The sequence below is a fragment of the Nocardia sp. NBC_01388 genome (assembly GCF_045040085.1).
Lineage (GTDB): Bacteria > Actinomycetota > Actinomycetes > Mycobacteriales > Mycobacteriaceae > Nocardia.
Genome location: NZ_CP109553.1, coordinates 4,722,200 through 4,746,876, shown reverse-complemented (window position 1 = coordinate 4,746,876; position 24,677 = coordinate 4,722,200). Strand labels below are relative to the sequence as shown.

The 24,677-nt window shown below is 65.1% G+C and carries 22 protein-coding genes and 1 tRNA gene; 8 read left to right on the top strand and 15 right to left on the bottom strand.

What is annotated here, in order from left to right; translation table 11 throughout:
• Positions 1 to 67 precede the first annotated feature (67 nt).
• Positions 68 to 553 carry an Lrp/AsnC family transcriptional regulator gene (locus tag OG716_RS23405; protein ID WP_405132900.1) on the bottom strand — a complete coding sequence of 162 codons (486 nt, stop codon included), beginning with the start codon at positions 551 to 553 and terminating at the stop codon, positions 68 to 70.
• Between the two features lie 110 nt (positions 554 to 663).
• Here OG716_RS23405 and OG716_RS23400 point away from each other — a divergent pair, with 110 nt between their 5' ends.
• Complete coding sequence (locus OG716_RS23400; protein WP_405132899.1) at positions 664 to 1,491, top strand: cyclase family protein; 828 nt, start codon at positions 664 to 666, stop codon at positions 1,489 to 1,491.
• A gap of 7 nt (positions 1,492 to 1,498) precedes the next feature.
• Here OG716_RS23400 and OG716_RS23395 read toward each other — a convergent pair whose 3' ends face one another.
• From OG716_RS23395 to orn, 3 genes are all read right to left on the bottom strand, one after another.
• Positions 1,499 to 3,061 carry an FAD-binding oxidoreductase gene (locus tag OG716_RS23395; RefSeq protein WP_405132898.1) on the bottom strand — a complete coding sequence of 521 codons (1,563 nt, stop codon included), beginning with the start codon at positions 3,059 to 3,061 and terminating at the stop codon, positions 1,499 to 1,501.
• 167 nt (positions 3,062 to 3,228) lie between these two features.
• Positions 3,229 to 3,301: transfer RNA gene (locus OG716_RS23390), tRNA-His, on the bottom strand.
• Between the two features lie 67 nt (positions 3,302 to 3,368).
• Complete coding sequence (gene orn / locus OG716_RS23385) at positions 3,369 to 3,977, bottom strand: oligoribonuclease (protein ID WP_405139861.1); 609 nt, start codon at positions 3,975 to 3,977, stop codon at positions 3,369 to 3,371.
• 287 nt (positions 3,978 to 4,264) lie between these two features.
• Here orn and OG716_RS23380 point away from each other — a divergent pair, with 287 nt between their 5' ends.
• Complete coding sequence (locus OG716_RS23380) at positions 4,265 to 6,016, top strand: helicase HerA-like domain-containing protein (RefSeq protein ID WP_405132897.1); 1,752 nt, start codon at positions 4,265 to 4,267, stop codon at positions 6,014 to 6,016.
• Between the two features lie 79 nt (positions 6,017 to 6,095).
• Here the strand turns inward: OG716_RS23380 and lysA are convergent, their stop codons facing one another.
• The 9 genes from lysA to OG716_RS23335 form a co-directional block, all read right to left on the bottom strand.
• Positions 6,096 to 7,442 carry a diaminopimelate decarboxylase gene (gene lysA / locus OG716_RS23375; protein ID WP_405132896.1) on the bottom strand — a complete coding sequence of 449 codons (1,347 nt, stop codon included), beginning with the start codon at positions 7,440 to 7,442 and terminating at the stop codon, positions 6,096 to 6,098.
• Positions 7,443 to 7,571: 129 nt separating this feature from the next.
• Positions 7,572 to 8,366 carry a mycolate reductase gene (gene cmrA, locus OG716_RS23370; protein ID WP_405132895.1) on the bottom strand — a complete coding sequence of 265 codons (795 nt, stop codon included), beginning with the start codon at positions 8,364 to 8,366 and terminating at the stop codon, positions 7,572 to 7,574.
• Positions 8,367 to 8,412: 46 nt separating this feature from the next.
• Positions 8,413 to 9,060, bottom strand: coding sequence for a VOC family protein (locus OG716_RS23365; RefSeq protein ID WP_405132894.1), 648 nt, complete (start codon positions 9,058 to 9,060; stop codon positions 8,413 to 8,415).
• Positions 9,060 to 11,087 (bottom strand): FAD-dependent oxidoreductase, encoded by a 2,028-nt coding sequence (locus tag OG716_RS23360; protein ID WP_405132893.1) that lies wholly within the window; start codon positions 11,085 to 11,087, stop codon positions 9,060 to 9,062. Before OG716_RS23360 ends, OG716_RS23365 begins: the two co-directional genes overlap by 1 nt.
• Positions 11,084 to 11,683 (bottom strand): PadR family transcriptional regulator, encoded by a 600-nt coding sequence (locus tag OG716_RS23355; RefSeq protein ID WP_405132892.1) that lies wholly within the window; start codon positions 11,681 to 11,683, stop codon positions 11,084 to 11,086. Before OG716_RS23355 ends, OG716_RS23360 begins: the two co-directional genes overlap by 4 nt.
• A gap of 124 nt (positions 11,684 to 11,807) precedes the next feature.
• Positions 11,808 to 13,238: an MFS transporter gene (locus OG716_RS23350; protein WP_405132891.1), complete on the bottom strand. Its 1,431-nt coding sequence runs from the start codon at positions 13,236 to 13,238 to the stop codon at positions 11,808 to 11,810.
• 901 nt (positions 13,239 to 14,139) lie between these two features.
• Entirely contained in the window at positions 14,140 to 14,739 is a 600-nt protein-coding gene (locus OG716_RS23345; RefSeq protein ID WP_405132890.1) for a phosphotransferase enzyme family protein, read from the bottom strand.
• 132 nt (positions 14,740 to 14,871) lie between these two features.
• Entirely contained in the window at positions 14,872 to 15,375 is a 504-nt protein-coding gene (locus OG716_RS23340) for a hypothetical protein (RefSeq protein WP_405132889.1), read from the bottom strand.
• 196 nt (positions 15,376 to 15,571) lie between these two features.
• Positions 15,572 to 16,174, bottom strand: coding sequence for a helix-turn-helix domain-containing protein (locus tag OG716_RS23335; protein ID WP_405132888.1), 603 nt, complete (start codon positions 16,172 to 16,174; stop codon positions 15,572 to 15,574).
• A gap of 984 nt (positions 16,175 to 17,158) precedes the next feature.
• On the opposite strand from OG716_RS23335, the gene OG716_RS23330 reads away from it, so the two are divergent.
• Entirely contained in the window at positions 17,159 to 18,163 is a 1,005-nt protein-coding gene (locus tag OG716_RS23330) for a helix-turn-helix transcriptional regulator (RefSeq protein ID WP_405132887.1), read from the top strand.
• Between the two features lie 47 nt (positions 18,164 to 18,210).
• The gene (locus tag OG716_RS23325) at positions 18,211 to 19,539 is read left to right on the top strand and encodes an MFS transporter (RefSeq protein ID WP_405132886.1); all 1,329 of its coding nucleotides are present in this window, start codon (positions 18,211 to 18,213) and stop codon (positions 19,537 to 19,539) included.
• A 3-nt stretch (positions 19,540 to 19,542) separates the two neighbouring features.
• On the opposite strand, the gene OG716_RS23320 is transcribed toward OG716_RS23325, so the two are convergent.
• Positions 19,543 to 20,184 carry a TetR family transcriptional regulator gene (locus OG716_RS23320; protein ID WP_405139859.1) on the bottom strand — a complete coding sequence of 214 codons (642 nt, stop codon included), beginning with the start codon at positions 20,182 to 20,184 and terminating at the stop codon, positions 19,543 to 19,545.
• 194 nt (positions 20,185 to 20,378) lie between these two features.
• Here OG716_RS23320 and OG716_RS23315 point away from each other — a divergent pair, with 194 nt between their 5' ends.
• The 3 genes from OG716_RS23315 to OG716_RS23305 are packed head-to-tail and all read left to right on the top strand — an operon-like array spanning position 20,379 to position 22,941.
• Entirely contained in the window at positions 20,379 to 21,440 is a 1,062-nt protein-coding gene (locus tag OG716_RS23315; RefSeq protein WP_405132885.1) for a ferredoxin reductase, read from the top strand.
• A gap of 13 nt (positions 21,441 to 21,453) precedes the next feature.
• The gene (locus OG716_RS23310; protein WP_327144317.1) at positions 21,454 to 22,599 is read left to right on the top strand and encodes an acyl-CoA desaturase; all 1,146 of its coding nucleotides are present in this window, start codon (positions 21,454 to 21,456) and stop codon (positions 22,597 to 22,599) included.
• A complete protein-coding gene (locus tag OG716_RS23305) occupies positions 22,600 to 22,941 on the top strand; it encodes a hypothetical protein (protein WP_405132884.1) in 342 nt (113 codons plus the stop codon).
• A 79-nt stretch (positions 22,942 to 23,020) separates the two neighbouring features.
• Here the strand turns inward: OG716_RS23305 and OG716_RS23300 are convergent, their stop codons facing one another.
• Positions 23,021 to 23,623, bottom strand: a complete 603-nt coding sequence (locus OG716_RS23300) for a DUF4254 domain-containing protein (protein ID WP_405132883.1) — start codon at positions 23,621 to 23,623, stop codon at positions 23,021 to 23,023.
• A 465-nt stretch (positions 23,624 to 24,088) separates the two neighbouring features.
• Here OG716_RS23300 and OG716_RS23295 point away from each other — a divergent pair, with 465 nt between their 5' ends.
• Positions 24,089 to 24,409 (top strand): hypothetical protein, encoded by a 321-nt coding sequence (locus OG716_RS23295; RefSeq protein WP_355123076.1) that lies wholly within the window; start codon positions 24,089 to 24,091, stop codon positions 24,407 to 24,409.
• The last annotated feature ends 268 nt before the right edge of the window (positions 24,410 to 24,677 follow it).

Below are 24,677 nucleotides of genomic sequence, written 5' to 3'. Positions count from 1 at the left end.
AAAAGTGACCTGGGACACTCAAGCGAGCGCATCAGTCTGCTCGAGCTCCGCCGGATCCGGAGTCATCTCATGGTGTGTCCGGGTTGTCCGTCAGATGTTCGACAAGCGGGAGCGATCGGTACTGGATCGGAGTGGCCAGTGCCAGCATGGTTTCCGTGTGCTTCACGCCGCGGATGGCGTGCACCCGCTGAATGATTCCGAGCAGATCCTGCTGCGATTGCGCCGCGATCCGCACGAGCAGATCCGCCCGCCCCGTCGTCGCATGCACCTCGAGCACATTCGGGAACTCCCGCAGCGCCTCGACAATGCTGTCCATCTTGTTCTGATCGAGCTCGATGCCCAGAAACGCGTGCACCGCGAACCCGATCGCCTGCAGATCCACATCCGGCGGATACCCGCGCACCGCCCCGGACGCTTCGAGCCGCTTCATCCTGGCCTGCACCGTATTGCGCGCAATCCGCAACCGCGCCGCCAGCTCCAGAATCGGCGCTCGCGGGTCGGACGCCAGTTCCGCCAGCAGCGCGGCATCGAGTGCGTCGATCTTGATGCTCATGCCGCATTGTATTCGCCGGGATCGCCGGGGCATGGATACGGCCTTCGTGTCCACCACCGGTACGCTCAGCCCGAAATCGTTGTGCCTTGTGTGGGGGAGTGACTGCTCGGATGTGTTCGCCTCGGATTGTTCGGGTTGCTCATGAGGCTGCTGCGGAGGGAGTGAGTCGGCGGGCGTGGTTGGGAGCGGCCGGGCTGGGGGCGCTGGCTGCGATCGCGGGACCCGCTGTGGCGAGTGCGGTTCCGGATTCGGGTGGGGCGGTGGTGGATCTGACGCATACATTGAGTGCGGATTTGCCGGTGTGGCCGGGGAATCTGCCGTTTGCCTCGGTGCCGGTGGCCTGGCATGAGAACGGTGGGTTCGAGCAGCATGCGCTGGCGTTCTGGGAGCATACGGGGACGCATATCGATGCGCCGCTGCATCGGGTGGCGGGGGGTGCGTCCGTTGATCGGATCGCCGCGGAGGATTTGGTGGCGCCGCTGGTGGTCATCGATATTTCGGCTCGCGCTGCTGCCGATGCTGATGCGGCGGTGACTGTTTCGGATATCGAGCAGTGGGAGGCGGCGCACGGGCGGATTCCGGATCGGGCGTTTGTCGCCATGTATTCGGGGTGGGAGGGGCGGCTGGCGAATGCGGGGGCGTTTCTCAATCTGGACGGTGAGGGGCGGCCGCACGCACCGGGGTTCGGGGCGGCTGCCGCGCAATTCCTGGTGTCGCAGCGCAGCATTGTCGGCGCGGGGGTCGATACGCTGAGTTTGGACCTGGCCGCGGGTAAGGACTACGGCGCGCACACCGCGTTTCTCGGCGCGGGGCGGTACGGGGTGGAGATGCTCGCGAATTTGGCGCAGGTGCCGCCGACGGGTGTGCGGCTGGTGGTGGGCGCACCCAAACACGCGGGCGGCACCGGCGGTCCGTGCCGGGTGCTCGCGCTGACCTGACGAGGATTCACCAGTCCGGACGATCCAGCGAAAGGCTGTGCTGGAAAAGGGTATTGGGGTCCCACTGCGCCTTGGCCGCAAGCAGTCGTGCGTGATTGGCGCCGTAGTAGAAGGTGTGCCACGGTACGCCCGACGTATTCCATTGCGCGTCGGCCAGATCCGGATCCGGGTAGTTGATGTAACTGCCGCCGTTGGACTCGTCCGGCACCGGCGTTCCGCCGGTTTCGGCGTAGACGTCGCGGTACATTTCGCGCGCCCAGGCGACGTACCGTTCGTCGTCCCAGGGCAGCCGCCAGGCGGCGTGGATGAGCATCTTCATGAACGAGTCACGCGCCGGTACGGCGGTGGCGTCCGCGGCCACGGCATTGGTCGCGCCGCCGAAAGGCAGGAATTCCACCTGTGATTCGCCCACGAAGCGGATATCGGTGAGGTAGCGGTACAGGACTCGCAGCTGATCGGTCGAATACGCCTTGCGCAGATAGGCGGATTTGACCTTGACCCGGAACCCGGGCATCCCCTTCGCGTAGTAGACGCGGGCCACGGTGTCGGCATAGGAGGCCTGTTCGAGCGGTAGCTGAATCGGTCCGGGCGTCACGCCCTCCCAGACGGCGGCGACAAATTCGTCGAACATCGATCGGGCATCGGGGACATCCGCATTCAGCAGCACCTGTATCTCGGATCCGGTGATGCCCGGCCGCAGCAGCAGCGGTGCGTACAGTGCGTTGAACGGATCGCCTGGCGCGCTGTGCTTTTCGAAGAAGCCGATGAAGTTGCCGGCGAGCCGCAGGAACGATGTCTCGTCCGCGAACGGCAGTACCAATCGGGTATTGAACATGCTGCCCGGCGCCTTCGGCAGCGCCCGCGCCGGATCGGATCCGTCGGAATCCTTGGAGCGCAGCAGAAATCGCGTCACCACACCGAAGTTACCGCCCCCGCCGCCGGTATGCGCCCAGAACAGATCGGCGTTCGGGCTGTCCGCGGTCGCCAGCACGGTGGTTGCCGCACCGCTCTGGTCGACGGTGACAACCTCCACGCCGTGCAGATGGTCGGCCACCAGTCCGAGCTGTCGCGACAGCGGCCCGTATCCACCCCCAGTGGCATGGCCACCGATGCCGACGCCCTTGCAGATGCCCGCCGGAATCGTCACACCCCAGGCGAGCAGTCGTTCGTACACGGTGCCCAGATCGGTTCCGGCATCGATCGAGAACGCCCGCTGGGTGTCATCCCATCCCACTGTGCCCAGCCGGCCGATATCGATAATCGACTGCGTCCGTTCATTATCGACAAAATTGTCGAACCCGTGCCCGCCCGCCCGCACCGCGATCCGCAATCCGTCACTCACCGATCGCTCGACCGCCGTACGCACTTCTTCGGCATCGCCGGGCAGATAGATCCGCTGCGGCCGCGCGGTGAATCGGCGGTTGTAGCCCCGCTGGGTGAGCGTGTCGTATTGCGGATCGCCGATGCCGATCACCGCCGGTTCGGCGGCGCCGGCCATCGGCAGTCGCAGGGTTGTCGCCGCCGCACCCACGGTGGACGCGGCAAGAAATCGGCGACGAGACAGCAGCATGGAACTTCCCCCGGTAGAGCACCGCCGGTTCCGGCTTTCCCGGTGGCGTAGTGATCGATTATGGGGGATGCGCGCGATTGGCACTGCGCGGGGATCAATTCCTTCAAGGCTCGGGGGAGCGGAACGAGGAGAGGCCCCGATCCAATGGACCGGGGCCTCTTCTTCGGGGTGACCGACGGGACTCGAACCCGCGACATCCAGGATCACAACCTGGTGCTCTACCAACTGAACTACGGTCACCATTGCCGGTGTGTTTCCGGCGCGGTAGATCGTATCGCGATCCTCCCCGGAGTACCTAATCGGCTGGTTACGCGGTATTTCCGGTCGGTTTCGGGGTGCTGAGCTCGGCGGCCACCGCCGCGATTTCCGCCGTTGACGGGCCGGGTGCGGGCACGAAGGCGGTGCGGCGGTAGTACTGCAGTTCGCGGATGGACTCCTTGATGTCCGCGAGGGCGCGGTGCGACAGACCCTTCTCCGGCTGGCCGAAGTAGATGCGCGGGTACCAGCGGCGGGCCAGTTCCTTGATGGAGCTCACATCGATCATGCGGTAGTGCAGGTGGGCGTCGAGGGCGGGCATATCGCGGGCGAGGAAACCGCGATCGGTCGCGATCGAATTGCCGGCCAGCGGTGCGGTGCGCGGGGCCGGGACGTACTTCTTGATGTATTCGAGGACCTGCTGCTCGGCCTCGGCCATGGTGACGGTCGAGGCGCGAACCTCTTCGGTGAGCCCGGAGCGGGCGTGCATCTCGGTGACCACCGGCGGCATGGCCGCGAGGGCGGCGTCATCGGCGTGGATCACGATGTCCACGCCCTCGCCGAGGATATTGAGCTCACTGTCGGTCACGAGCACGGCCACCTCGATCAGCTTGTCGCTGTCCAGGCGTAGGCCGGTCATCTCGCAATCCATCCACACCATGTACTTATCGGTCACCGGAGACACGTTAGTCGTTCGACCTTGTCCGGCCGGTGCGCCCGGCCACGTGTATCGCAAGCGCCAAATTTGACACCACGTATTTGTCTGACACTCGGCAAAGGTTGGTCGTTTCGCTGTCGCCGACCCCCGCACCCGGCCGCGTCGGGCAGCCGTAGCGATCCGACCGGGCAGTATCGTTCTCTGCAGATCCGTGCTCCATGCGGTCGGCGTTGTTGGCAGGGCAGTTCTCGAGAGCAGTCGTAGTTGGCAGAGCAGACGGAGGAATCGCGATGACCACCCCGCAGGACAAAGTAGCGGCGGCCCGTAAGGCGGCGGAGGACGCGGCGCGGATCGCGGCGGAAGCGGCTGCCGCGGTCGAGGCCGCGGAAAAGGAAGCGGCCGAGCAGGAGGCCGCGGAGCAGGCTGCCGATACGAAGGCCGGCACGTCGGCGAGCGCGAAACCCGCTGCGGCGAAAAAAGACTCGACCTCCGATGCCGTGGCTCCACCGGACGAGACGGCCGCGCGTGAGATCGCCGCCGGGTACGCGTTCGAGGGGCTGGCGCTGGAGCTCGGCACCGTGATCGTGGACGGCAAGGTGCATCCCGATGCGCGCGTGCGGATTCCGATGAAGACGATGAACCGGCACGGCCTGGTGGCGGGCGCGACCGGTACGGGTAAGACCAAAACGGTGCAGGGCATTGCCGAGCAGTTGTCGGCGGCCGGGGTGCCGGTGGTGGTCGCCGATATCAAGGGTGACCTCTCGGGGCTGCTGCGGCCGGGTGAGTCGAACGACAAGCTGATCGCGCGGGCCCAGGAGACCGGTGCGGTGGATTGGAAGCCCTCCGGCTTCCCGTGCGAGTTCGTCTCACTGGGCACCGAGGGGATCGGGGTGCCGATTCGCGCCACCATCACCGCATTCGGCCCGATCCTGCTCTCGAAGGTGCTGGGACTCAACGAGACTCAGGAGTCCACGCTCGGGCTCATCTTCCACTGGGCGGACAAGAACGGGCTGGCGCTACTGGATCTGAAGGATCTGCGCTCGGTGATCCAGTTCCTCACCAGCCCGGAGGGCAAGGAGGATCTGAAGGGCATCGGCGGCGTCTCCGCGACCACCGCCGGTGTGATCCTGCGGGCCCTGGTCAATCTGGAGGCCGATGGCGGCGACACCTTCTTCGGTGAGCCGGAGATGGATCCGGCCGACCTCATGCGCACCGCCGGCGGGCAGGGTGTGATCACCCTGTTCGAGCTGGGTGCGCAGGCCTCGCGGCCGCAGATGTTCTCCACGTTCCTGATGTGGGTGCTGGCCGACCTGTTCCAGACGCTGCCGGAGATCGGCGATATGGACAAGCCGAAGCTGGTCTTCATCTTCGACGAGGCGCATCTGCTCTTCAGCGGGGCGTCGAAGGCGTTCCTGCAGCAGGTGGAGCAGACGGTGAAGCTCATCCGCTCCAAGGGCGTCGGCGTATTCTTCTGCACCCAGCTGCCCACGGATATCCCGAATTCCGTGCTCTCCCAACTGGGTGCGCGTATTCAGCACGCGCTGCGCGCTTTCACGCCGGAGGATCAGGCGGCGCTGTCGAAGACGGTGCGCACCTACCCCAAGACCGCCACCTACGACCTCGAAAAGGCGCTGACCTCACTGGGTATCGGTGAGGCTGTGGTGACGGTGCTGTCGGAGAAGGGCGCTCCCACCCCGGTGGCCTGGGCGCGCATGCAGCCCCCGCGCTCGCTCATGGACACCATCGGCGACGACGGAATCCGTGCCAGCGCAAAACAATCCACGCTGTACAGCAAATACGGCCAGACCATCGACCGGGAATCGGCCTACGAGATCCTGACGGCGAAGGTCGCCGCCTCGGCGGACGAGGCCGCCGCCCAGGCCCCGGCGAAGTCCGGACGTGCGCCGAAGCCTGCCCCGGAGGACGAGTCGATGGCGGAGAAGGTCGTCAACAACCCCGCTTTCAAAAACTTCCTCCGCTCAGCAGCCACCGTCGCCGGCCGCGAAATCAGCCGCAGCATCTTCGGCACCCGCAAGCGCTGATCCCAACCGCACAGCACGTGCTGGTATCGCGCAACTCGGGTCAGGGCTGTGCGATACCGGTACGTGCTGAGCCATGCGGTCAGTGGCCGATGTCGCGGCGCATGAGGTCCTCGATGGTTTCGCGGCGGACCAGTTCGCGGCTGCTGCCGTCGCGGACGGCGATGATCGGTGGGCGGCCGACGCCGTTGTAGGAGGAGGCCAGGCTGTGGTGGTAGGCGCCGGTGCAGGGCATGGCGAGGACTTCGCCGGGGCGAAGGTCGGCGGGGAGGCGGACGTCTGTGGCGAGGATGTCACCGGCTTCGCAGTAGCGGCCGGCGATGCTGGCCGTCATATGCGGGCCGGTGGGATGGCGGTTGGCGACGACGGCCTCGTAGTGCGCGCCGTACAGGGCCACGCGCGGATTGTCGCTCATACCGCCGTCCACGGTGACGAAGGTGCGCCCGCCCTCGACGTGTTTGATGGACAGCACCCGGTAGAGGGTCACGCCGGCGCGCGCGACAATGGCGCGGCCGGGCTCGAGCGCGATGCGGGGGCGCGGGAAGCCGTAGCGCGCGCAGGCCGCGTCCAGTGAGTCCTCGATGATGTCGGCGAGCTCGGCCAGATTCATCTCGGCATCACCGGGGCGGTAGGCCACGGCGTGCCCGCCACCGAGATCGAGATCAGTGAGGGTGACCCCGTAATCGTCGCGAACGCGCGCCATCTCGGAGATCATCCGCCGCACGGCCTCACCGTAGGGGAAGGTGTCGTAGATCTGTGAGCCGATATGGCAGTGCAGCCCGGCGAACTCCAGATTCGGTTGCCGCACAATCCGTTCCACGGCCTCGGACAGGGCCTGGCTGCCGAGGGCGAAGCCGAATTTCTGATCGGTGACACCGGTGCGCACCGCGGGATGGCCGTGCACGTCGATATCGGGGCAGATGCGCAGCAGCACCCGCTGCGGCTTGGTGGCCAGCGCGGACAGCAGTGTGATCTCGGTGAGCGAATCGATGACGACCCGGCCGATACCGCAATTGATGGCGGTCTCCAGTTCGGCGAACGGTTTACCGTTGCCGTGCAGCACGATTCGGCTGGGATCGGTCCAGGAGGATAGTGCCACAGCCAGTTCTCCGGCCGAGCACACATCGATGGAGAGTCCCTCGTCGGTGACCCATTCCGCGACCGCCCGGGTCAGCAGCGCCTTGCCGGCGTAGATGATCTCGGCTTCCGGAAAGCGCCGCCGGTAGGCCTGGCAGCGGTCGCGCACTTCGCCCTCGTCGAGGACATAGGTAGGAGTGCCGTATTGATCCGCGATATCGGCCAGCGCCACGCCGCCGACGGTAATGCGCCCGTCATTGTCGTAGTGGGTCTCACGCGGCCAGACCGCCGGATCGAGGCGGGGGAGCATGCCTCCCGACCGCAGCGACGGGAAGATCTCGAGCAGCGTCACGGTGTCTCCTGTGTGCGTCCCCGCTATTCCGTATGCGGGGCCGATTTCAGGACTACGCCGATTCGGGTAGCCGGAGACTTCCGGCTACACGGCCTTTACAGCCAGGCGGCTGATCTTGACGGGATTCGGTCAGTTACCCATCTTCTTGTACGCCGCTCCGACGACCACCGAGGTGAGCGAGCGCGGCCCGAACTGCCCGGCCAGGCTCATACCCTTGCTGATCAGGCCCGGAACCACGCGCATCTTATTGCGGGCGAGGGCGTCGATGGTGATCTTGGCGGTGTGCGGGGCGGTGACCCAGATGAACTCCGGAATCTTGGTGCCGACCTCTTCCTGATCCGGATTGTCGGTGCGCACCGGGCCGGGGGCCAGCAGCGTGACGTGCACGCCGTACTCCTTGAGCTCACCGCGCAGCGATTCGGAGAAGCTGTTGGTGAAGGCCTTGCTGGCCGCGTAGGTGGCATTGTTCGGGATCGGCATATTGCCGGCCGCCGAACCGGTGATGAGAATGCCGCCTGCGCGGCGCTCGATCATGCCCGGCATGACGGCCAGCGAAAGGTCGTGCACCGCGACGGCATTGAGTTCCATGATGTCGCGCTCGAATGCCAGGTCCAGCTTCGCCAGCGGTCCGAAGGTGGCGACACCGGCGTTATTGCACAGGATCGCGATATTCCGCGACGCCAGTTCCTGTGCCAGCGGCGCCCGTTGCTCCCGATTGGACAGGTCCACCGCGCGCACCTCGGCGGTGATGCCGTAGCGCTCGGTCAGCCGCTGTCCGAGCTCGGCCAGCAGATCACCGCGGCGGGCGATGAGAATCAGCGAATAGCCGCGCGAGGCGAGCTCCTCAGCCAGGGCGGTTCCGATCCCCGAGGAAGCTCCGGTCACGACGGCACGATTATCAGCGGTAGGCGCAGGCAAGCTCACGACTAGGCAGCCTACCCATGAATCCCGGCGCCGAGCCGGGCACGGCTCAGTTGCGCGACTTGGGCTCCATGAAGGCGATGCCCCAGTTGACGTGCCCGCGCCAGACACTGGCGATGCGACCGCCCTGCACCGCCGGTTTGGGGTCGCCGATGGGTCCGCCCGCCGCGCGGATGGCGGCAACGGCGGCGTCCAGATCGGGAGTCAGGAAGGCGACGCCGAGCAGTGCGGGCGGCCCGCCGTAGCTCACCGCCTCGATGAAGGGTTCGCCGACACGATAGAAGGCCATCTCGGGTCCGTCCGGGCCGCGCGGGAAGAAGCGGCGGCGCGGCGGAATGCCCAGTACGGCAGTGAGGTCGGTGGCGGCCCGGTCCAGGTCCGGCACCCAGTACACAACATGGTCGACGATCGTGACCCCATTGGCGTGCGGGCTCGGCTGTTCGGCCCGGGTCGCTGCCCGATTATTGCCCGCGGCGTGCATACCGCCGGGGTTGCCCGGCGCGCGCCCGGTATCGGACGCCAGATACGGCACGCCGAGTTGTGCTGGGTCGGAATGGGTTTCGTCGAAACCCCAGCCGGGCTCACCCAGGGTGCAGGTGACGTGGCCGATCCGGATCTCACCGTGGGTGCCGGTGAAACCCAGAGCCGCCCAAGCCTGCTCGTTTCCGGGCAGGCCCAGGCGGGTGAGGGTGGGCATCAGAGTGCTGCCGCCAGCCGGGTGCCCTGGTTGATGGCGCGCTTGGCATCGAGCTCGGAGGCGAAGTCGGCGCCGCCGATCAGGTGGGTCGTGACGCCCGCGGCCTGCAGCGGCGCTTCCAGATCCCGGACGGATTCCTGTCCGGCGCAGAGGATTACGTTGTCGCACTCGATGACGGTGGGGCGCTGCCGCTTCTCGCCGAAGCTGATGTGCAGGCCGCGGTCGTCGATGCGCTCGTAGTTCACGCCGCCGATCTGTTCGACGCCCTTGGCCTTGACGGCGGCACGGTGCACCCAGCCGCTGGTCTTGCCGAGGTCCTTGCCGAAGGAAGAAGCCTTGCGCTGCAGCAGGACTACTTCGCGGGCGGCGGGGGAGGGCTTGGGGGTGGTGAGGAAGCCGCGCATGTTCGGGTCGTCCGACACGCCCCACTCCTCTTCCCACTCGTCGAGCTTGAGGCTGGGATGGCCTTCGACAGTGAGGAACTCGCTGACATCGAAGCCGATGCCGCCGGCACCGATGACCGCGACCTTCTTGCCGACGGGCTTGCCCTCACGCACCAGTTCAGCGTAGGTGAGTACCTTCGGGTGGTCTACGCCGGGGATGTTCGGGATGCGCGGCTTCACGCCGGTGGCCAGGATGATTTCGTCGTAGCCGCCGTCGATGAGCTGCTGCGCGGTGGCCTTGGTGTTCAGATGCACTCGCACGCCGGTGATTTCGATCTGGCGCGTGTAGTAGCGGAGGGTTTCGCTGAACTCCTCCTTGCCGGGGATGCGGCGGGCGATATCGAACTGGCCGCCGATCTTGTCATCGGCCTCGAACAGATCCACGACGTGCCCGCGCTGCGCCAGGCTCACCGCTGCCGACAGCCCGGCCGGGCCGGCGCCGACAACGGCGAATTTCCGGGTGCGCCGGGTCGGCAGCAGCTGCAGTTCGGTCTCGTGGCCGGCGCGCGGATTCAGCAGGCAGGACACGGTTTTCATCTGGAAGGCGTGGTCCAGGCAGGCCTGGTTACAGGCGATGCAGGTATTGATCTCGTCATCGCGTTCCTCCTGGGCCTTGCGCGCCCAGTCCGGATCGGCGAGCAGGGGGCGGGCCAGCGACACCAGATGCGAATCGCCGCGGGTGAGGATCTCCTCCGCGGTCTCCGGCATATTGATGCGGTTGGAGGCGCACACCGGAATGCTCACCTCGTCCTTGACCTTCGCGGTCCACTTGACGAACGCGCCGCGCGGCACCGAGGTGACGATGGTGGGCACCCGCGCCTCGTGCCAGCCGATATCGGTATTGATGATGGTGGCTCCAGCGGCCTCCACATCCTTTGCGACAGCGGCGATCTCGTCCCAGGTCTGCCCGTTCTCCACGAAATCGGCCATGGACAGGCGGAAGACGATGATGAAGTCCGGGCCGACGGCCTTGCGCACCCGGCGCACGATCTCACTGGCGATGCGGCGGCGGTTCTCCGGCGAGCCGCCCCACTTGTCCTTGCGCTTATTGGTGCGCGGCGCCAGGAACTGGTTGATGAAATACCCTTCACCGCCCATGATTTCGACACCGTCGTAGCCGGCGAACTTGGCCAGCGAGGCGCAGCGCGCGTAATCGTCGATGGTCTGCTCGACGCCCTTGGCCGAGAGTGCGCGCGGGCGCAGCGGATTGATCGGCGCCTTGATAGAGGAGGCCGAAACACTGCCTGGCATATAGGAATAGCGGCCCGCGTGCAGAATCTGCAGCGCGATCTTGCCGCCCTCGGCGTGCACCGCCTTGGTGATGACGCGGTGGCGGTACGCCTCGGTCTTATTGGTCATCTTCGCGCCGAACGGCATCAGCCAGCCGGTGCGGTTGGGCGCGTAACCACCGGTGATGATGAGACCGACTCCGCCACGGGCGCGTTCGGCGAAATAGGCCGCCAGCCGGTTGGTGTGCCAGGCCCTGTCTTCGAGGCCGGTGTGCATGGAACCCATGACCACGCGATTGCGCAGTGTGGTGAATCCCAGGTCCAGGGGTTCGAACAGATGCGGGTAAGCGCTCATCGCGCAGTGCCTTTCGGGTCGGACGCCTGCGACCGGGCTGGGTCGCGGAGGCCATCGGGATTGTCTTTGCGCAAGCCGGCAAGTACTTCGTCGCACCAGTCGACAAAACCCTCTTCGACGCGGATGCCGCCGCGCAGTACGAGGTACTGGTGCAGGGTGCGGCCGGAGAGCTGATCCGGCGCGGGGTAGTCCTTCTTCTCGAAGTTCCGGTAGAGATCGAGGCGGTGGGCGTGTTCGTCGCGGTGCCGCTGGAATTCGGCGGCCAGCGCGGGGACGTCGCCGAGCGAGGCGGCGCGCAGTTTCACACCGAGTTCATTGCGCATGGGCCCGGCATCGCTGGGTTCGGCGATCCAGCGGGTGAGTTCACCGCGGCCCGCGTCGCTGACGGTGTAGACCCGCTTGTCCGGGCGGCCCTCCTGCGCCACGGCTTCGGCGGTTACCCAGCTCTGCTCTTCCATGCGCTTGAGCACGCGATAGATCTGCTGGTGGGTGGCGTTCCAGAAGAAGCCGATGGATTTGTCGAACCGGCGGGCCAGGTCGTAGCCCGAGCTCGCGCGTTCGGTCAGCGATACCAATAGCGCGTGTTCGAGGGCCATGCGGCCAGGGTAACTGAGACTCGACGTACTATGCAATTCAGTGCATAGGGAAAGTCGGAAAAAGGGGCGCCCCGGCGGGGGCGCCCCTCAGACTTCCAGAGTCCTGCTGCTCTCCGCGGTCAGGTCACCGTGCCGCACGAGCGGCGAAACCGGCTGCGATCAGCACGGTAATGCCTTCGGCAATGGCGGTGACGCCGACCGCGTGCGAGGCCGACAGCGTGGTCGACCCGGCCAGGCTCAGGAATACCGAGCCGAAGCTCGCAATGCCGATCACCACGCCCAGCTGCACATTGGTGACCAGGATGCCGCTGGCGTCGGCGGCCAGCGCGACCGGAATCTTGGCGGTGGTGCGGCTCATGAGCGGACTGAACGAGAGCCCGAATCCGACGCCCATGAATCCGAAGACGGTCAGCTCCAGCGGGCCCAGATCCCGGCCGTCCCGCAGCAGCAGACCCATGGTGACCATGGTGATCGCGGCCAGCACCAGGCCGGCCGGGATCATGATCGCGTGATAGCGCGCCGGAATGCGCTGCCAGTACATGCTGGCGATCGCGAAGGCCACGCCCATGGGAATGAACAGCAGGCCCGCGTGCAGCGCGCTGTATCCGAGGGTGCTCTGCAGATGGATGGCCATGACGAACAGCCAGCCGCCGAAGGTGCACATGACCAGCAGCAGGGTGATCGCGGTGAGTACCAGCCCCGGCGCCCGCAGCACCCGATCGGCGAAGAGCGGTTCCCCGCCGCGCCGGTGCACCCAGCGCTCGACCACTGCGAATCCCGCGAATCCCGCTGCGGCACACATCAATGCGATCCAGCTCCACACCGGCCAGTGCTGTTCGTGCCCGAGGACCAGAGGTAGTACGAGCAGCAGCACGGCCGTGGTCAGCACCGCCAGTCCGGGCAGGTCGAGTTTGCGGTTCACCCGCGTGGTGATGGCGGGCAGAATCCGCGGTGCGATGGCCAGCAGTGCCAGTCCGATCGGCACATTCACCAGAAACACACCGCGCCAACTGGTTCCGGCCAGATCCGAGCTGACGATGAGGCCGCCGACAATCTGCCCGACAACCATGCCGCCGGAAATGACGGCCGCATAGGCCGAAAGCGCCCGGGCGCGTGTGGTTCCGGTGAAAACCCGCTGAATGAGTGTCATAACCTGCGGCACCATGGCCGCCGAACCGACGCCCTGCAGGAATCGGAAGACGATGAGCGCCTCGGTATTCCACGCCAGCCCGCAGATCAGCGACGCGACGGTGAAGATGCCGAGTCCGGCGAGGAACATATTCCGCTGCCCGAACCGGTCACCCAGCCGGGCGCCGGTCACCAGCAGTACGGCGTAGGCGATCACATAGCCGGAGACGATGAGCTGCAGTGCGGAACCCGAAGCGTGCAAAGAGGTTCGAATCGCGGGAATCGCGACATTGACGATGGAGGCGTCCAGCACCGCCATGAACTGCCCGAGCAGGATCACGGCCAGTACGGCGAGAGGTCGACGAGTAGCGGAAGCGGATGCCGGAGCCGCCACCGCCGGTGGAGATTGGGTCAGGCTCTGTGTCATACGAACGAGCCTGCGCCGCACCCGAGCCCGCAAACAGGAGCCTGCTTATGCTGGTACCCACACCACCTGGATACCGGTGCCGGATGCGCCCACTATGGATATGTGAACTCACCAGCCACCAATGGAGCGCCCCCGGCTGGAGAAAGTATTCCCACATCCGGGCCGGATTTCGCGAGCGTCCCGCAGCATCGCGCCACGCGGATGAGCGCCGCGCAGCCGAGTGCCCGGGAGACGAATGCTCAGACTGTTGCGGGGTGGCGATACGGAACTGAACAAGACCAACAACCACATCGAGTGTCGATCGAGGGTACTTATTTCTATTGCCCGGTGTCGAGAATCATTGTCACTCCGTCGCGCCTTGGCATAATTCCCCGAGCAAAGGCAAGTTATGACAAGAACGCCGTGCAGGAGGTAATTGTCGGACCAGGTGCGTTCGCTGAATTGCGCAAGGCATCCCCTTGAGCGCTATTTTGCGGATAGAAAAGATGACTTTGGCGATATCACTGTCACCTCATCGGAAATCCCATATCGAGAAGTCTGAGTCGTTGACGTCGGTCACCGTCGACTCTTCCCGCTCCCAATGCAGTATAGGCTCGGACACCCCAGCGCCGGAAACTGTTGTGGTGGACGGACGCAGACGGAGTGACCCCGGACCGGTTCTTCAAGGGCAAGCTGCGCTGGGCACTCCGTGTTGGGTTCAAGGCCGACCCGCGGAATCTGCACTACTACGGTATTGCGGGGCTCAGAGCGCTTGCCAGGACCAGGGTTTCGGTACCAGTCCGCGGAGACATGCGATGCGATGTGCGGCTTCGGTCGCGGCTAGTTGCCTCGTATCTGAACGGCTGAGCGCGAAACCAACCCAACGGAGTTCTTGGATGTCAGCGAGTACGCGGTAACCCGGCTACAGGGTTACGTCGTAGCCGCCGTACGCGTCGACAAAGCTCTGATATTGGCCGTCGGTGATCCGTCGGAAGTCGGTGAAATCGACGGCCAGTTGAACGAGATCCCATTCGCGCCAACCTGCGGATACTTGGTCGAGGTCGAGCACGGTGGGCTCACCGGAGGTAGGTACCACGAGATTTCCTTGCCAGGCGTCGCCGTGTATGACGCAAGGCGGTGAGGGATCATCGAGTTCGTCGTACTGTCGGCGCAGCCGTGCGTACTGCTCCAGGAGCCACGAGTGGTCGTCGTTCTTGAGCATGGTTGCGGAGTCGAGACGTTCTCGCAGCCCATCGAATGGTGCGTAGTTCGGCAGCGGGAAGTCGGCCGGCGGTGTCAGCGCGTGTAACTGGCGGAGCATCCTGCCCAGCTCTTCGGGTGTGGACGGCCGGTGATCTGGGATCAGAGTCCACCAGGTGACGGGTCGTTCGTCCACCACTGTCGGTTGTGGAATGGAGTTCGCCGCTTGCACGGTCCTGATGCCATTCTGGTTGAGCCACTGTGAGATCCGCAGTTCGCGCTGCGCTGTTCGGTAGCTGTGCGGTTTGCCGATCCGGGCCACGATTCCGTTTGGGCAACTCAAAGATCGCGTGGGAGCCATCTCGGACCGAAACCGCGCCGTGGGCGTCGACGTTGCTGAGTTTCGCTGCCCGGGAAAGCACCTCGGCGGCGGTGATCTGCGGCTCGGACTGGTTCACGAGGAAGCCCCGAACGCCTCGCGGTCGTCGGTCAGAACGCTGTACAGCTCATTCACCTCGGGGATACCAAGATGTTTGATTGACGCACGAGTCAGCACTTGCAGTTCATCGCGAATGCGTTGGGAGTGAAGTTCTTTCGCTTGGCGCGCTGCTTGCAAACCGAGTGAGGCTGCTTCCTGGGGGTCGCCCATGCGCATAGTCAGCGTGGCCAGTCGTGTCAGTGAAAAAGCTCGCGATCGGGGGTAGTTCTGGCCTTGTCGTCGGATGGCTTGGCGGATCCGTGGCGCGGCCAGTTCCATCTGGGTTCGCGCCAATGCGACCGGGATGAGGGCCTTGCCCGTGCTGCCTAAGTGCTCGGCCTCGTCGTAGTAGCACATCCAGGGCGCATCCTCGCCGGGCGCGCTATCGGCGAAGTGTTCATCTGAGCGGGCGACTTCGTTCAATGTCTCGTCAGTGCGACCGAGCGCGGCGAGGAACTGGGCGCGTAGCGCGCTGAGCATCGCGCGGGTGGTGGCGGAAAGTCGGTCGGATCGTCGGTGCCGCTGGTGTAGGCCGTCATTCGGGCCATATCGGCGAGCGTGCTCGCACGTAGTTCCCACGATCCGGCGGAATCTGCACACCAGAGAGCGAATCGGGAGTGTTGCTCGGCCGTGGTGAAGTCTGCTACGTCGAAGGAGGCGAACGCTGCGACGCCGCTCAGGTTTCCGACAGCTTCGAATAGTGCCCGGCGCGTCTCGGGTGCGGTCTTTCCCGTACGAGCGGTGCGAACGAGTAAAGCTGTTGGCTGGCAATGGTATTGGTCGATCCTCCGCCGTGAAGATTTTCCGTGGTCGCGGCGAGCCGGGTGACTTCTTTGACCTGCTCCACATCAGACCAAGCGACGCTTTCGGCATGCCGCTGTTCGGGTACGTAGCTGGAAGGCACGGACTCGAGGTCGAAGGGGCTGAACACGTTGGCGGTGAGCGACTTGCAGGGTTCATCCGTAGTGGCGAGCGAGGTCACGCTCGTGCGCCGTCTCGCCTGCCGATCGTCGTTCGCGTGGGCACGCAGAGCGAGAAGCGCTCCGTTTGCGTCGAGGGCGTTGTCGATTGCGGCGACAACTTCGAGTGAGGGGAGATTGGAATCCTCCCACTCGGTCAGGGTTACGTACTGGCGCGAGTAGCCGATCATGGACGCCAGTACGCGCTGAGATATGCCCGCCGCTTTTCGGAGGCGCTTGATTTCGCGCGCCAGTTCGCCGGCAATCATTGACGGTCGCCGATCGAGGTTGAGCGTCGGGTCATCCTCGCCCCTGGTCATGGGTTCATTCTCGCCTACCGCACGGGTATGGCAAGTCCGCTTTCGTAGCGACTTGCCATCTTTCTCGCCTGGCCGATGCCGCGGTTTGCTCGTTGTGAATGACACCGCGAATCGCGCGGCTCGCACCCAAACGATGAGGGAGCACTGATGTATCGGAGTAGCGGGCTCTTCAGGTTCCCAGGTGGAGTGTTGGAGCTTCAGGCCAGCGGGGACGAGTCGGAGGATTATTCGGGGTTCTACCTGGAGTTTCTCAAGTCCGACGAAGACGGCGGGGAGCGTGAGTTGCTGCAGGAGAGGTCGGATACGCGTTATAAGCCAACGTGTTTTGGCTACCTTCGGACCGATGTGTCCGGTGTCGCCCAGCTCTGGGATCAGAGCCAAATCCGAAAGCTCGCAACACGTTTAGGCTATGACTTCGCCGACATGGTGATCTATGACCCCCGATTTGGACATCCGCCGTTGGCTCGTCTGAAGGCGCAGGCGACCCGCTTGGACGCGGAGGCGGTCATAGTGCCCAGCTCCGAGCATTTCGAGGGTGCGGAGATCCCTTTGACGCTTGTTCAGCAACTCGACGTGATCACCGTGACTCCGGAAGTGACCTACGCCCGGCGAACGGTGCTGCCCGGTTCGTCCTCAGCTTCACACTCACCTAACTCGTCGCCGAACTCCGGTGATACCTGCGCAGCGACATCTGAAGCCATTCCCATGCTCGGGACCTCGAAAGAGGGTGGTCGATCGAAGCAAGAATTCAGAGAGACCCGATGGCGTTGTTCTCCAACGTATTTCGCGATGAGCCCTCGACCAACCGCAACCGTGCCGGGGGCTTCCGCGTCCAACGGGGTGGTCCCAGTCCGGTGGAGATCGGGTCGGGCTCTGCATCATGTGAATGTGCCTGCGCCGCCACACATCGCACTAACAGGAGCCTACTTATCCTGGTACTCACACCACCTGGATACCGGTGCCAGGTGCGCCCACTATGGATAGGTGAACCGAGTCAGTGCAGCGTCCGCCGCCGGAGAGAGTATTCCCATCGACCGAGCGGAATTGGCGCACGCCCTGAAGCGCCCTGCCGGGCAGGAGGATCGGGCGCGCTCGGATGCGCGGTCGGTGCGGAAGACGCGGCGGGAGGAGTTGGCGGCGTTTTTGAAGTCGCGGCGGGCGCGGATCGGGCCGGAGGAGGTGGGGTTGCCGGTGGGGACGCGGCGGCGGACGCCTGGGTTGCGGCGGGAGGAGGTGGCGCAGCTCGCGGGGGTGGGGGTTACCTGGTATACGTGGCTGGAGCAGGGGCGCGATATCAACGCGAGTGTGCAGGTGCTGGATGCCATTTCGCGGACGCTGTGTTTGGACGGGGCGGAACGGGCGCATCTGTATCGGCTGGCGGATGTGCAGACCATTCCGTCGCCGCATGCGGATGGACCGGTGCCGGATGAGTTGCAGGTGATTCTGGACCATGTGGATCCGCTGCCGGCCGTACTGCTGTCCGCGCGCTATGACGTGATCGCCCACAATGCGGCGTACGCGGCGCTGTGCCCGCTCTTCACTACGAACAGCAAGAACGTCGTTCGGATGGTTTTCCTCGCGCCGGAGTGCTGCAATCCCTACCCCGGCGATATGGAGCACAAGGCGCGCATGGTGGGTTTCCTGCGCGGCGCCTATGCCAAGAATCTGCAGGATCCCCTGTGGACGGAGTTCATCGACGAATTGGCCGCTGCCAGTCCACTGTTCGCGGAGATGTGGGCGCGCAATGACGTGGCGGTACCGCGCGGCCGCAGCAAGGTGATCCGCAATATCATCACCGGCGATGTGGACATGGTGGTGACGAGTCTGTCACTGCCTACCATCGCGGGCGCATGGCTGCAGATCCTGACTCCTTCGGACGAGGCCGGCTGGACGCAGCTGCGCACATTGGTGGCCATGACTCCAGAGGAGCGGCGGCAACCCTGGCTGGCGCATTTCGCGCAAGCCCATCCGGGCGTTTCGATTTCGTAGATCGTGTTCGGCCCGCTGACCGCGGACGGGTCGCCTAGGCTGCGCTGATGGCTGAGGTTTCCGGGCGGGAGACGATCGGATCGGCGGCCGCCCGCGGGCCGGTGGTGGCCTGGGGGCTGTGGGATTGGGCCGGGTCCGCCTTCAATGCGGTGATCCTCACCTTCGTCTTCTCGGTGTATCTCACCGACAAGGTGGGAAAGGATCTGCCGGGCGGTATTTCGTCGAGCGCGTGGCTGGGCTGGGCCCTCGGTATCGCCGGTTTGGTGGTGGCCGTGACCGCCCCGGTGAGCGGCCAGTGGTTCGATGCGACCGCGAAACGCAAACTGTCCCTGGGTGTGTTGACCGCCGTCACTGTGGTGCTCATGGCCGCCATGTTCTTCGTGCACGAGAACTACCACTACCTGTGGCTCGGCCTGCTGCTGCTGGGTATCGGATCGGCGACCTTCGAACTGGCGCATGTGCCGTACAACTCCATGCTGCGGCAGGTGTCCACCCCCGCGAATGTCGGCCGCATCTCCGGATTCGGCTGGGCCATGGGTTATTTCGGCGGCATTGTGCTGTTGCTGATCGTCTACTTCGGCTTCATTTCCGGTAAGGGCGACTATCGCGGACTACTCGGCGTCCCCATCGACGACGGCCTGAACATCCGCCTGGTGGCGCTGGTGGCCGTAGTCTGGTTCGCGGCGTTCGCCATTCCGCTATTCCTCTTCGTGCCCGAATTGCCGCGCACCACAGCCGATCCCGGCGCGGCGACACACAAGATCACAGATGCCTACCGGGTGCTGTGGCGCGATGTGCGCGAGCTCTGGCATGTCGACCGCCGCGCCGTGGGATTCCTGTTCGCCAGCGCCATTTTCCGCGACGGCCTGGCAGGCGTGTTCACCTTCGGTGCGGTACTGGCGGTCCGGGTGTACGGCATCGCCGACTCGGATGTGCTGCTGTTCGGCGTCGCCGCGAATGTTGTTGCGGCCCTTGGTGCTATCACCGCAGGCCGCTTCGATGACCGCATCGGCCCGAAATCGGTGATCGTACTGTCGCTGGCCGCCATGATCGTCTGCGGCCTGATCCTGCTGGTCGTGTCCGGACCGATCATGTTCTGGATCTTCGGCCTGCTGCTCACCGTCTTCGTCGGCCCGGCGCAGTCCTCCGCCCGCACCTTTCTGGTCCGGCTCGCGCCGCCCGGACGCGAGGGCCAGATGTTCGGCCTCTACGCCACCACGGGCCGCGCCGTATCTTTCCTGGCGCCGATACTTTTCGGGTTCTTCGTCTGGTCGTTCGATTCCGAGCGCGCGGGCATCATCGGCATCGTGCTGGTGCTGGCGCTCGGACTCGCAGCCCTGGTCCCGGTGCGCGCGGACGATCTGGGCGGCCGCTGATCCTCAGCGCTCGTGCACCACGGTATCGGGATCCCAGGCGCCCATACCGAGCGAGATGAGCCGCACGTGCAGAACCACGCGATCGACAATGCGCGGGCGATCGCGAGGTTCCGCCACGACGAAGTCCGCGATGCGATCGGCGACCGTGGCCACGATGAGGTCGGCGGCGAACTCGAGATCGTCGGGCGACCAGTGGTCGAGGGTGCGGATCCGAGACAGATCCACGACCAGTTCCCGGACGATGAGTTGCATTTCCACGGCAATCGCGCCACGAAGCGCTGCGGAACCACCGTGCCGTTCCCGAATGAGGAAGCCCCACAGATCGCGTTTGCCGTCGACCTGTTCGAAAACGAAGCGGACGCTGTCGGCCAGGCGGGCGTTCGGGGTCCGGCGCACTTCGCGCAGGGCCAGCCGTAATTGCCGCACGCCCTCCTCGACCAGTGAGGTGCCGAGTTCGTCGAGGGAGGTGAAGTGCCGGTAGAAGGCGGTCGGCACAATGCCGGCCGAGCGTGCGATCTCGCGCAGGCTCAGGGCGGCGAAGCCGCGGTCGGCGGCCAGGGCGAGGGTGCCGTCCAGTAGTGCCGCGCGGGTGCGTTCCTTGCGTTCACCCCTGGTTGCTGCCTGCTCGCTCACGTCGATGAGCATACATTCGTTCACATTCGTTCCATTCGCGAGATGTCGTGTGGGTCACACGAACTGCCGGTTGAACTGGATGGCCTCTACCCGGCACACTAGTTGAGTGTACAGATGTGCACCGAAATTAGTGCCCATCGGAGAGCACGGTGCTCATCGCAAGCGACAGTCGCCCACAGCCCCGGGCGACGTAACAGGAGGCCCGCATGGTTGGACTCATCGACCTCGTGGAAAGGCTGACCACCCCGCACCCGCTGGACCGCTACCTGGAACTGGTCCGGCCCACGCTCACCCTGCGCCAGATGCGCGCCGAGATCACCCACGTGCGACGCAGCGCGGTCGGTTCGGTGACGCTGACGCTGCGGCCGACCCGGCAGTGGTCCGGACATCTGGCCGGGCAGTACGTGCAGATCGGCGTCGTCATCGACGGTGTGCGCCATACCCGCTGCTATTCGCCGGTGAATACGCAGACCCGCCGCGATCGGCATATCGAACTCACCATCAAGGCGCACCCGCACGGCCTGGTGTCGAACTACCTGCACGAGAACGCGATTCCCGGCATGGTGGTGGACCTGGCGCCGGCCGCCGGCGTCTTTCACCTGCCAGAGCAGCGACCCGACCGGATCGTGCTGATCACCGGTGGCAGCGGCATCACCCCGGCGCTGTCCATGCTGCGCACCCTCGCCACCGAGGGGTACCAGGGCAAGGTGCTCTTCCTGCACTACAACCGTTCACCGGAATGGGTGCCGCATCGCACCGAGCTGCAGGCGCTGGCGCTGCAGCACACCAACTTCCGCGTGGAAATGCTCTACCCGGAGCTGGGACAGGATCCGAACTTCAGCTACGACGAGCTGGAGCGGCTCGCACCGTGGTTCGCCGCGGCGCAGACCTACCTGTGCGGCCCGCCCGGACTCATGAAGGCGGTACGCACCGTCTACGAGGCCGAGCAGCTCAGCGACCGGCTGCACCTGGAGGAGTTCGTCCTCACCGTCGCACCGGCCGATCCGGCCACGGCGGAAGGCTCGGTGACCTTCTCCGGCAGTGACATCACCACCGAGAACACCGGCGCCAGCCTGCTCGAGCAGGCCGAATCCGCTGGTCTCACACCGGAATACGGCTGCCGGATGGGAATCTGCTTCACCTGCACCGCGGTCAAGCGCAGCGGCTGCACCCGCAATCTGCGCACCGGAGAGGTCGACGCCGACCCCGATCAGCCCATTCAACTCTGCATCAACGCCCCCGTCGGGGACGTCGACATCGCTATCTGAAGGAGGGATCGTCATGGCGATTCTCACCGAAACACCCGCGGGCCCCGTGGTTCTCAGTGCCGAGCAGGTCGAGGAGATCGGCCGCGAGCTCGACGCACTGCGTGCCCGCGTCGTCGAAGATCTGGGCGAGCGCGACCGCGAATACATCTACTCGATCATCAAGGCGCAGCGTGGTTTCGAGGTCGCGGGCCGCGGCCTGATGTACCTCGGATTCCTGCCGCCGTTCTGGCTGGCGGGCGTGGCCTCGCTGACCGTGTCGAAGATTCTCGACAATATGGAGATCGGCCACAATGTCATGCACGGCCAGTACGACTGGATGCGTGAGCCCGGCCTGAACTCCCGCGAGTTCGAGTGGGACACGGTGTGCCCGGCCGATCAGTGGCGGCACTCGCACAACTACATGCATCACACCTTCACCAATATTCATGGCAAAGACCGGGATATCGGCTACGGCATCCTGCGCGTGGACGAGGCCCAGGCCTGGAATCCACTGCGGCTGGGCAATCCGCTGTACGCGTTCTTCCTGATGGTGGCCTTCGAGTGGGGCGTGATGGGCCACGACCTCGAGGTGGAGAACATCGTCCGCGGCAAGCGCTCGTGGTCGGATATCAAGTCGCTGGTCAAGGGGCAGGTCCGTAAGGCCGGCAAGCAGGTGCTCAAGGACTACGTGATCTTCCCCGCGCTGACCGGTCCGCTGTTCCTGTCCACACTGGCGGGGAACTTCACCGCCAATATCGCGCGCAATCTCTGGACCTTCTCCATCATCTTCTGCGGTCACTTCCCCTCGGGCGTACAGACGTTCACCGAGGAGGAGACGGCGGAGGAGACCCAGGGCGAGTGGTACGTGCGTCAGATGCTGGGCTCGGCCAATATCGAGGGCGGCCGGACCTTCCACATCATGTCGGGCAATCTCTCGCATCAGATCGAGCATCACCTGTTCCCGGATCTGCCGGCCAACCGGTATCCGGAGATCGCCCCCGAGGTGAAGGCGCTGGCCGAGAAGCACGGCCTGCCGTACAACACGGGCAGCTTCAGCCAGCAGATCGGTTCGGTCTGGGCGAAGCTGTTCAAGCTGGCACTGCCTCCGGCGCTCGTGAAATCGCAGCCGACCGGTGTTATTGTGATGCGCCGGGGGACGGCTAGCGAAGTGGGCGTGTGAATGATCGGGAAATTCGAAAGCAATAAGGATCTGATCCAGGAATTGACGGCGACCGGGGCACGGCACGTCGGCAATATCGCAACGATCATCACCGGAACCGTCGCGGAAGTGACCCGGGAGATCGGCGAATGGGTCACCGACGCCATCGAGATGCGGGAAGCCGCGGTCGCCGCCCAGCGTGATGCCGCCGCCCAGCGCGCCGCTGCCGCCGATTCCGGCTACGACCCGGATTTCGACGACGAAGACCTCGAACCCGTTGTCGCACACGATGATTCCTTGAAGCCGACGGTCACCACCGCCGAGCCCGAGTTCATCGATGCCGAGGTCGTAGACCCCCGCTGATCAACACTCGGGGCTGTTCAGCCCCCGGGCCGTCGGGGGTTCGGGGGCCGAAGCCCCTGAGAGCTCCGAGAGTTGGTCTCTACCAGACGGGTAACCGTCTGCGGTGCTGGGCCACGTCCGTGATCAGATCCTTGTAGCCGTCGGCGAGTTCGGCGAGGCGATACCACTGCAGGTGCGCCTCGCTGTCCGCGCGTCGCGGCGTCTCTCGTGGTCCACTGCGCCGTCGTCGTCCGTCGGCGCTTTTGGCGCGCGGCGCCTCCGGTGCCGGCGTTCCCAATGCCTGTTGTGCCGCAACCCATTTCGCGGCCATGCGGTCGATCACCGCGCCGAGTGTCTCGGTGTGCAGCGAGGCCCCGGCCCGATGCGGAATATTGATCGCCACCCAGTCGTCGATGCGCGCTACCAGTTCTGTTCGTCGTTCGTCGATGTCCTCCACCGATCGGCTGCACTCGGCCACCCGTCGTGGGGTGGCTTCGGCGGCGTGCGCCTCCGCATGCGCGTGGTGCCGTCGCTCATGGCATTGCACCAGGTCGTGGGCCGCTTCGAGGATCTCGCGGTCACGGCGGAGGGGATCGGCGGGGTCGGTGAGCAGATCGGTGACGGGTTCCCGGAAGGCGCGCAGCAGCAGTGTTGGCGATGGTAGCTCGGCTCCGAATCCCGTTCCGGTGTAATCGGTTGCCATGTTTCCGCCCTTAGCCATTGCAGTTCTGGATGCGCCAGGGCCGAGGGGGTTTCGGGGGAGGGGCTCCCCTCGGCTCCGGCGCAGACCCACACTCCTGGACGCACAGCCCACCACGAACGGCACGGTGAAGAAACCGGGAAATTCGCGACGATGCGATGGGGAGACTGTCCGCACAATGTGGGACATATTCAGGAAAGCGCGATAGTCGAAGGGGCGCAACCATTCGGCGCGTTCTCGGGGAAGCTGCCGGAGAATCGTTATACAGCATTACGGCACGGTTACACGGGTGCTGCGTTTGGTGGCAGATCGACACCTGCGAGCGGGCTCGCGGGGGACAGGCTGGTCGGTCGCTTCCAGGCCCCCGCCGGGTGGCGGCTTTCCGAGCCCCTTGCTGAGGCTTATGAATGGCTATCGGCGCGGCGCGCCGGGGGCCCTGCGCGTCGCGGTCGATTAGCCTGGGTATTTGTGCCCGCCTACGCATCCTCTCCCGAGCTGCGCTTCGGTTTCATGTTCGCGCTGGAAGACCCGGAGCGAATCGCCGAAGTCGTGCGGACCCTCATTGTTCGCCGGCGGGTGTCGGTGTTCCGGCTGGCGCACCTTTCCGGCGATGACGGTCCCCCGCAGCGCTATGTCGTCAACTGGGCTGCGGTACCGCAGGTTTCGGTCACGACCGCCGCTCCGACCCCGGAAGAGCTTCGTTCCAGTGGAACGATGCTGGTCAACGCGTTCCTGGCGGAAGACGGTGAAGTGAGCCTGTATGCTGCGGACGGCCATGAGCCACTTTAGTGTGGCGGTGGTTACACACTAATTTAGCAACCTCTCAGCTATCGACCAGGGCGCTGTAAGGCTGGCCCTGCACTGTAGGTCACGTCGCCGACCGGAAATCCCGATCGACGACGTACCTACAGAGAGGTTGAAAAATGATCCCGGTCATCATCGATACTGGTAGTGCGGCTCTCAACGGTCTGTTCAGCACCGGCAGCGCAGCGCTCGGCGGTATTCTCAACACCCTCTTCACCGGCTCCTTCGGCCGCTAAATCTCATCGCGCGAAAG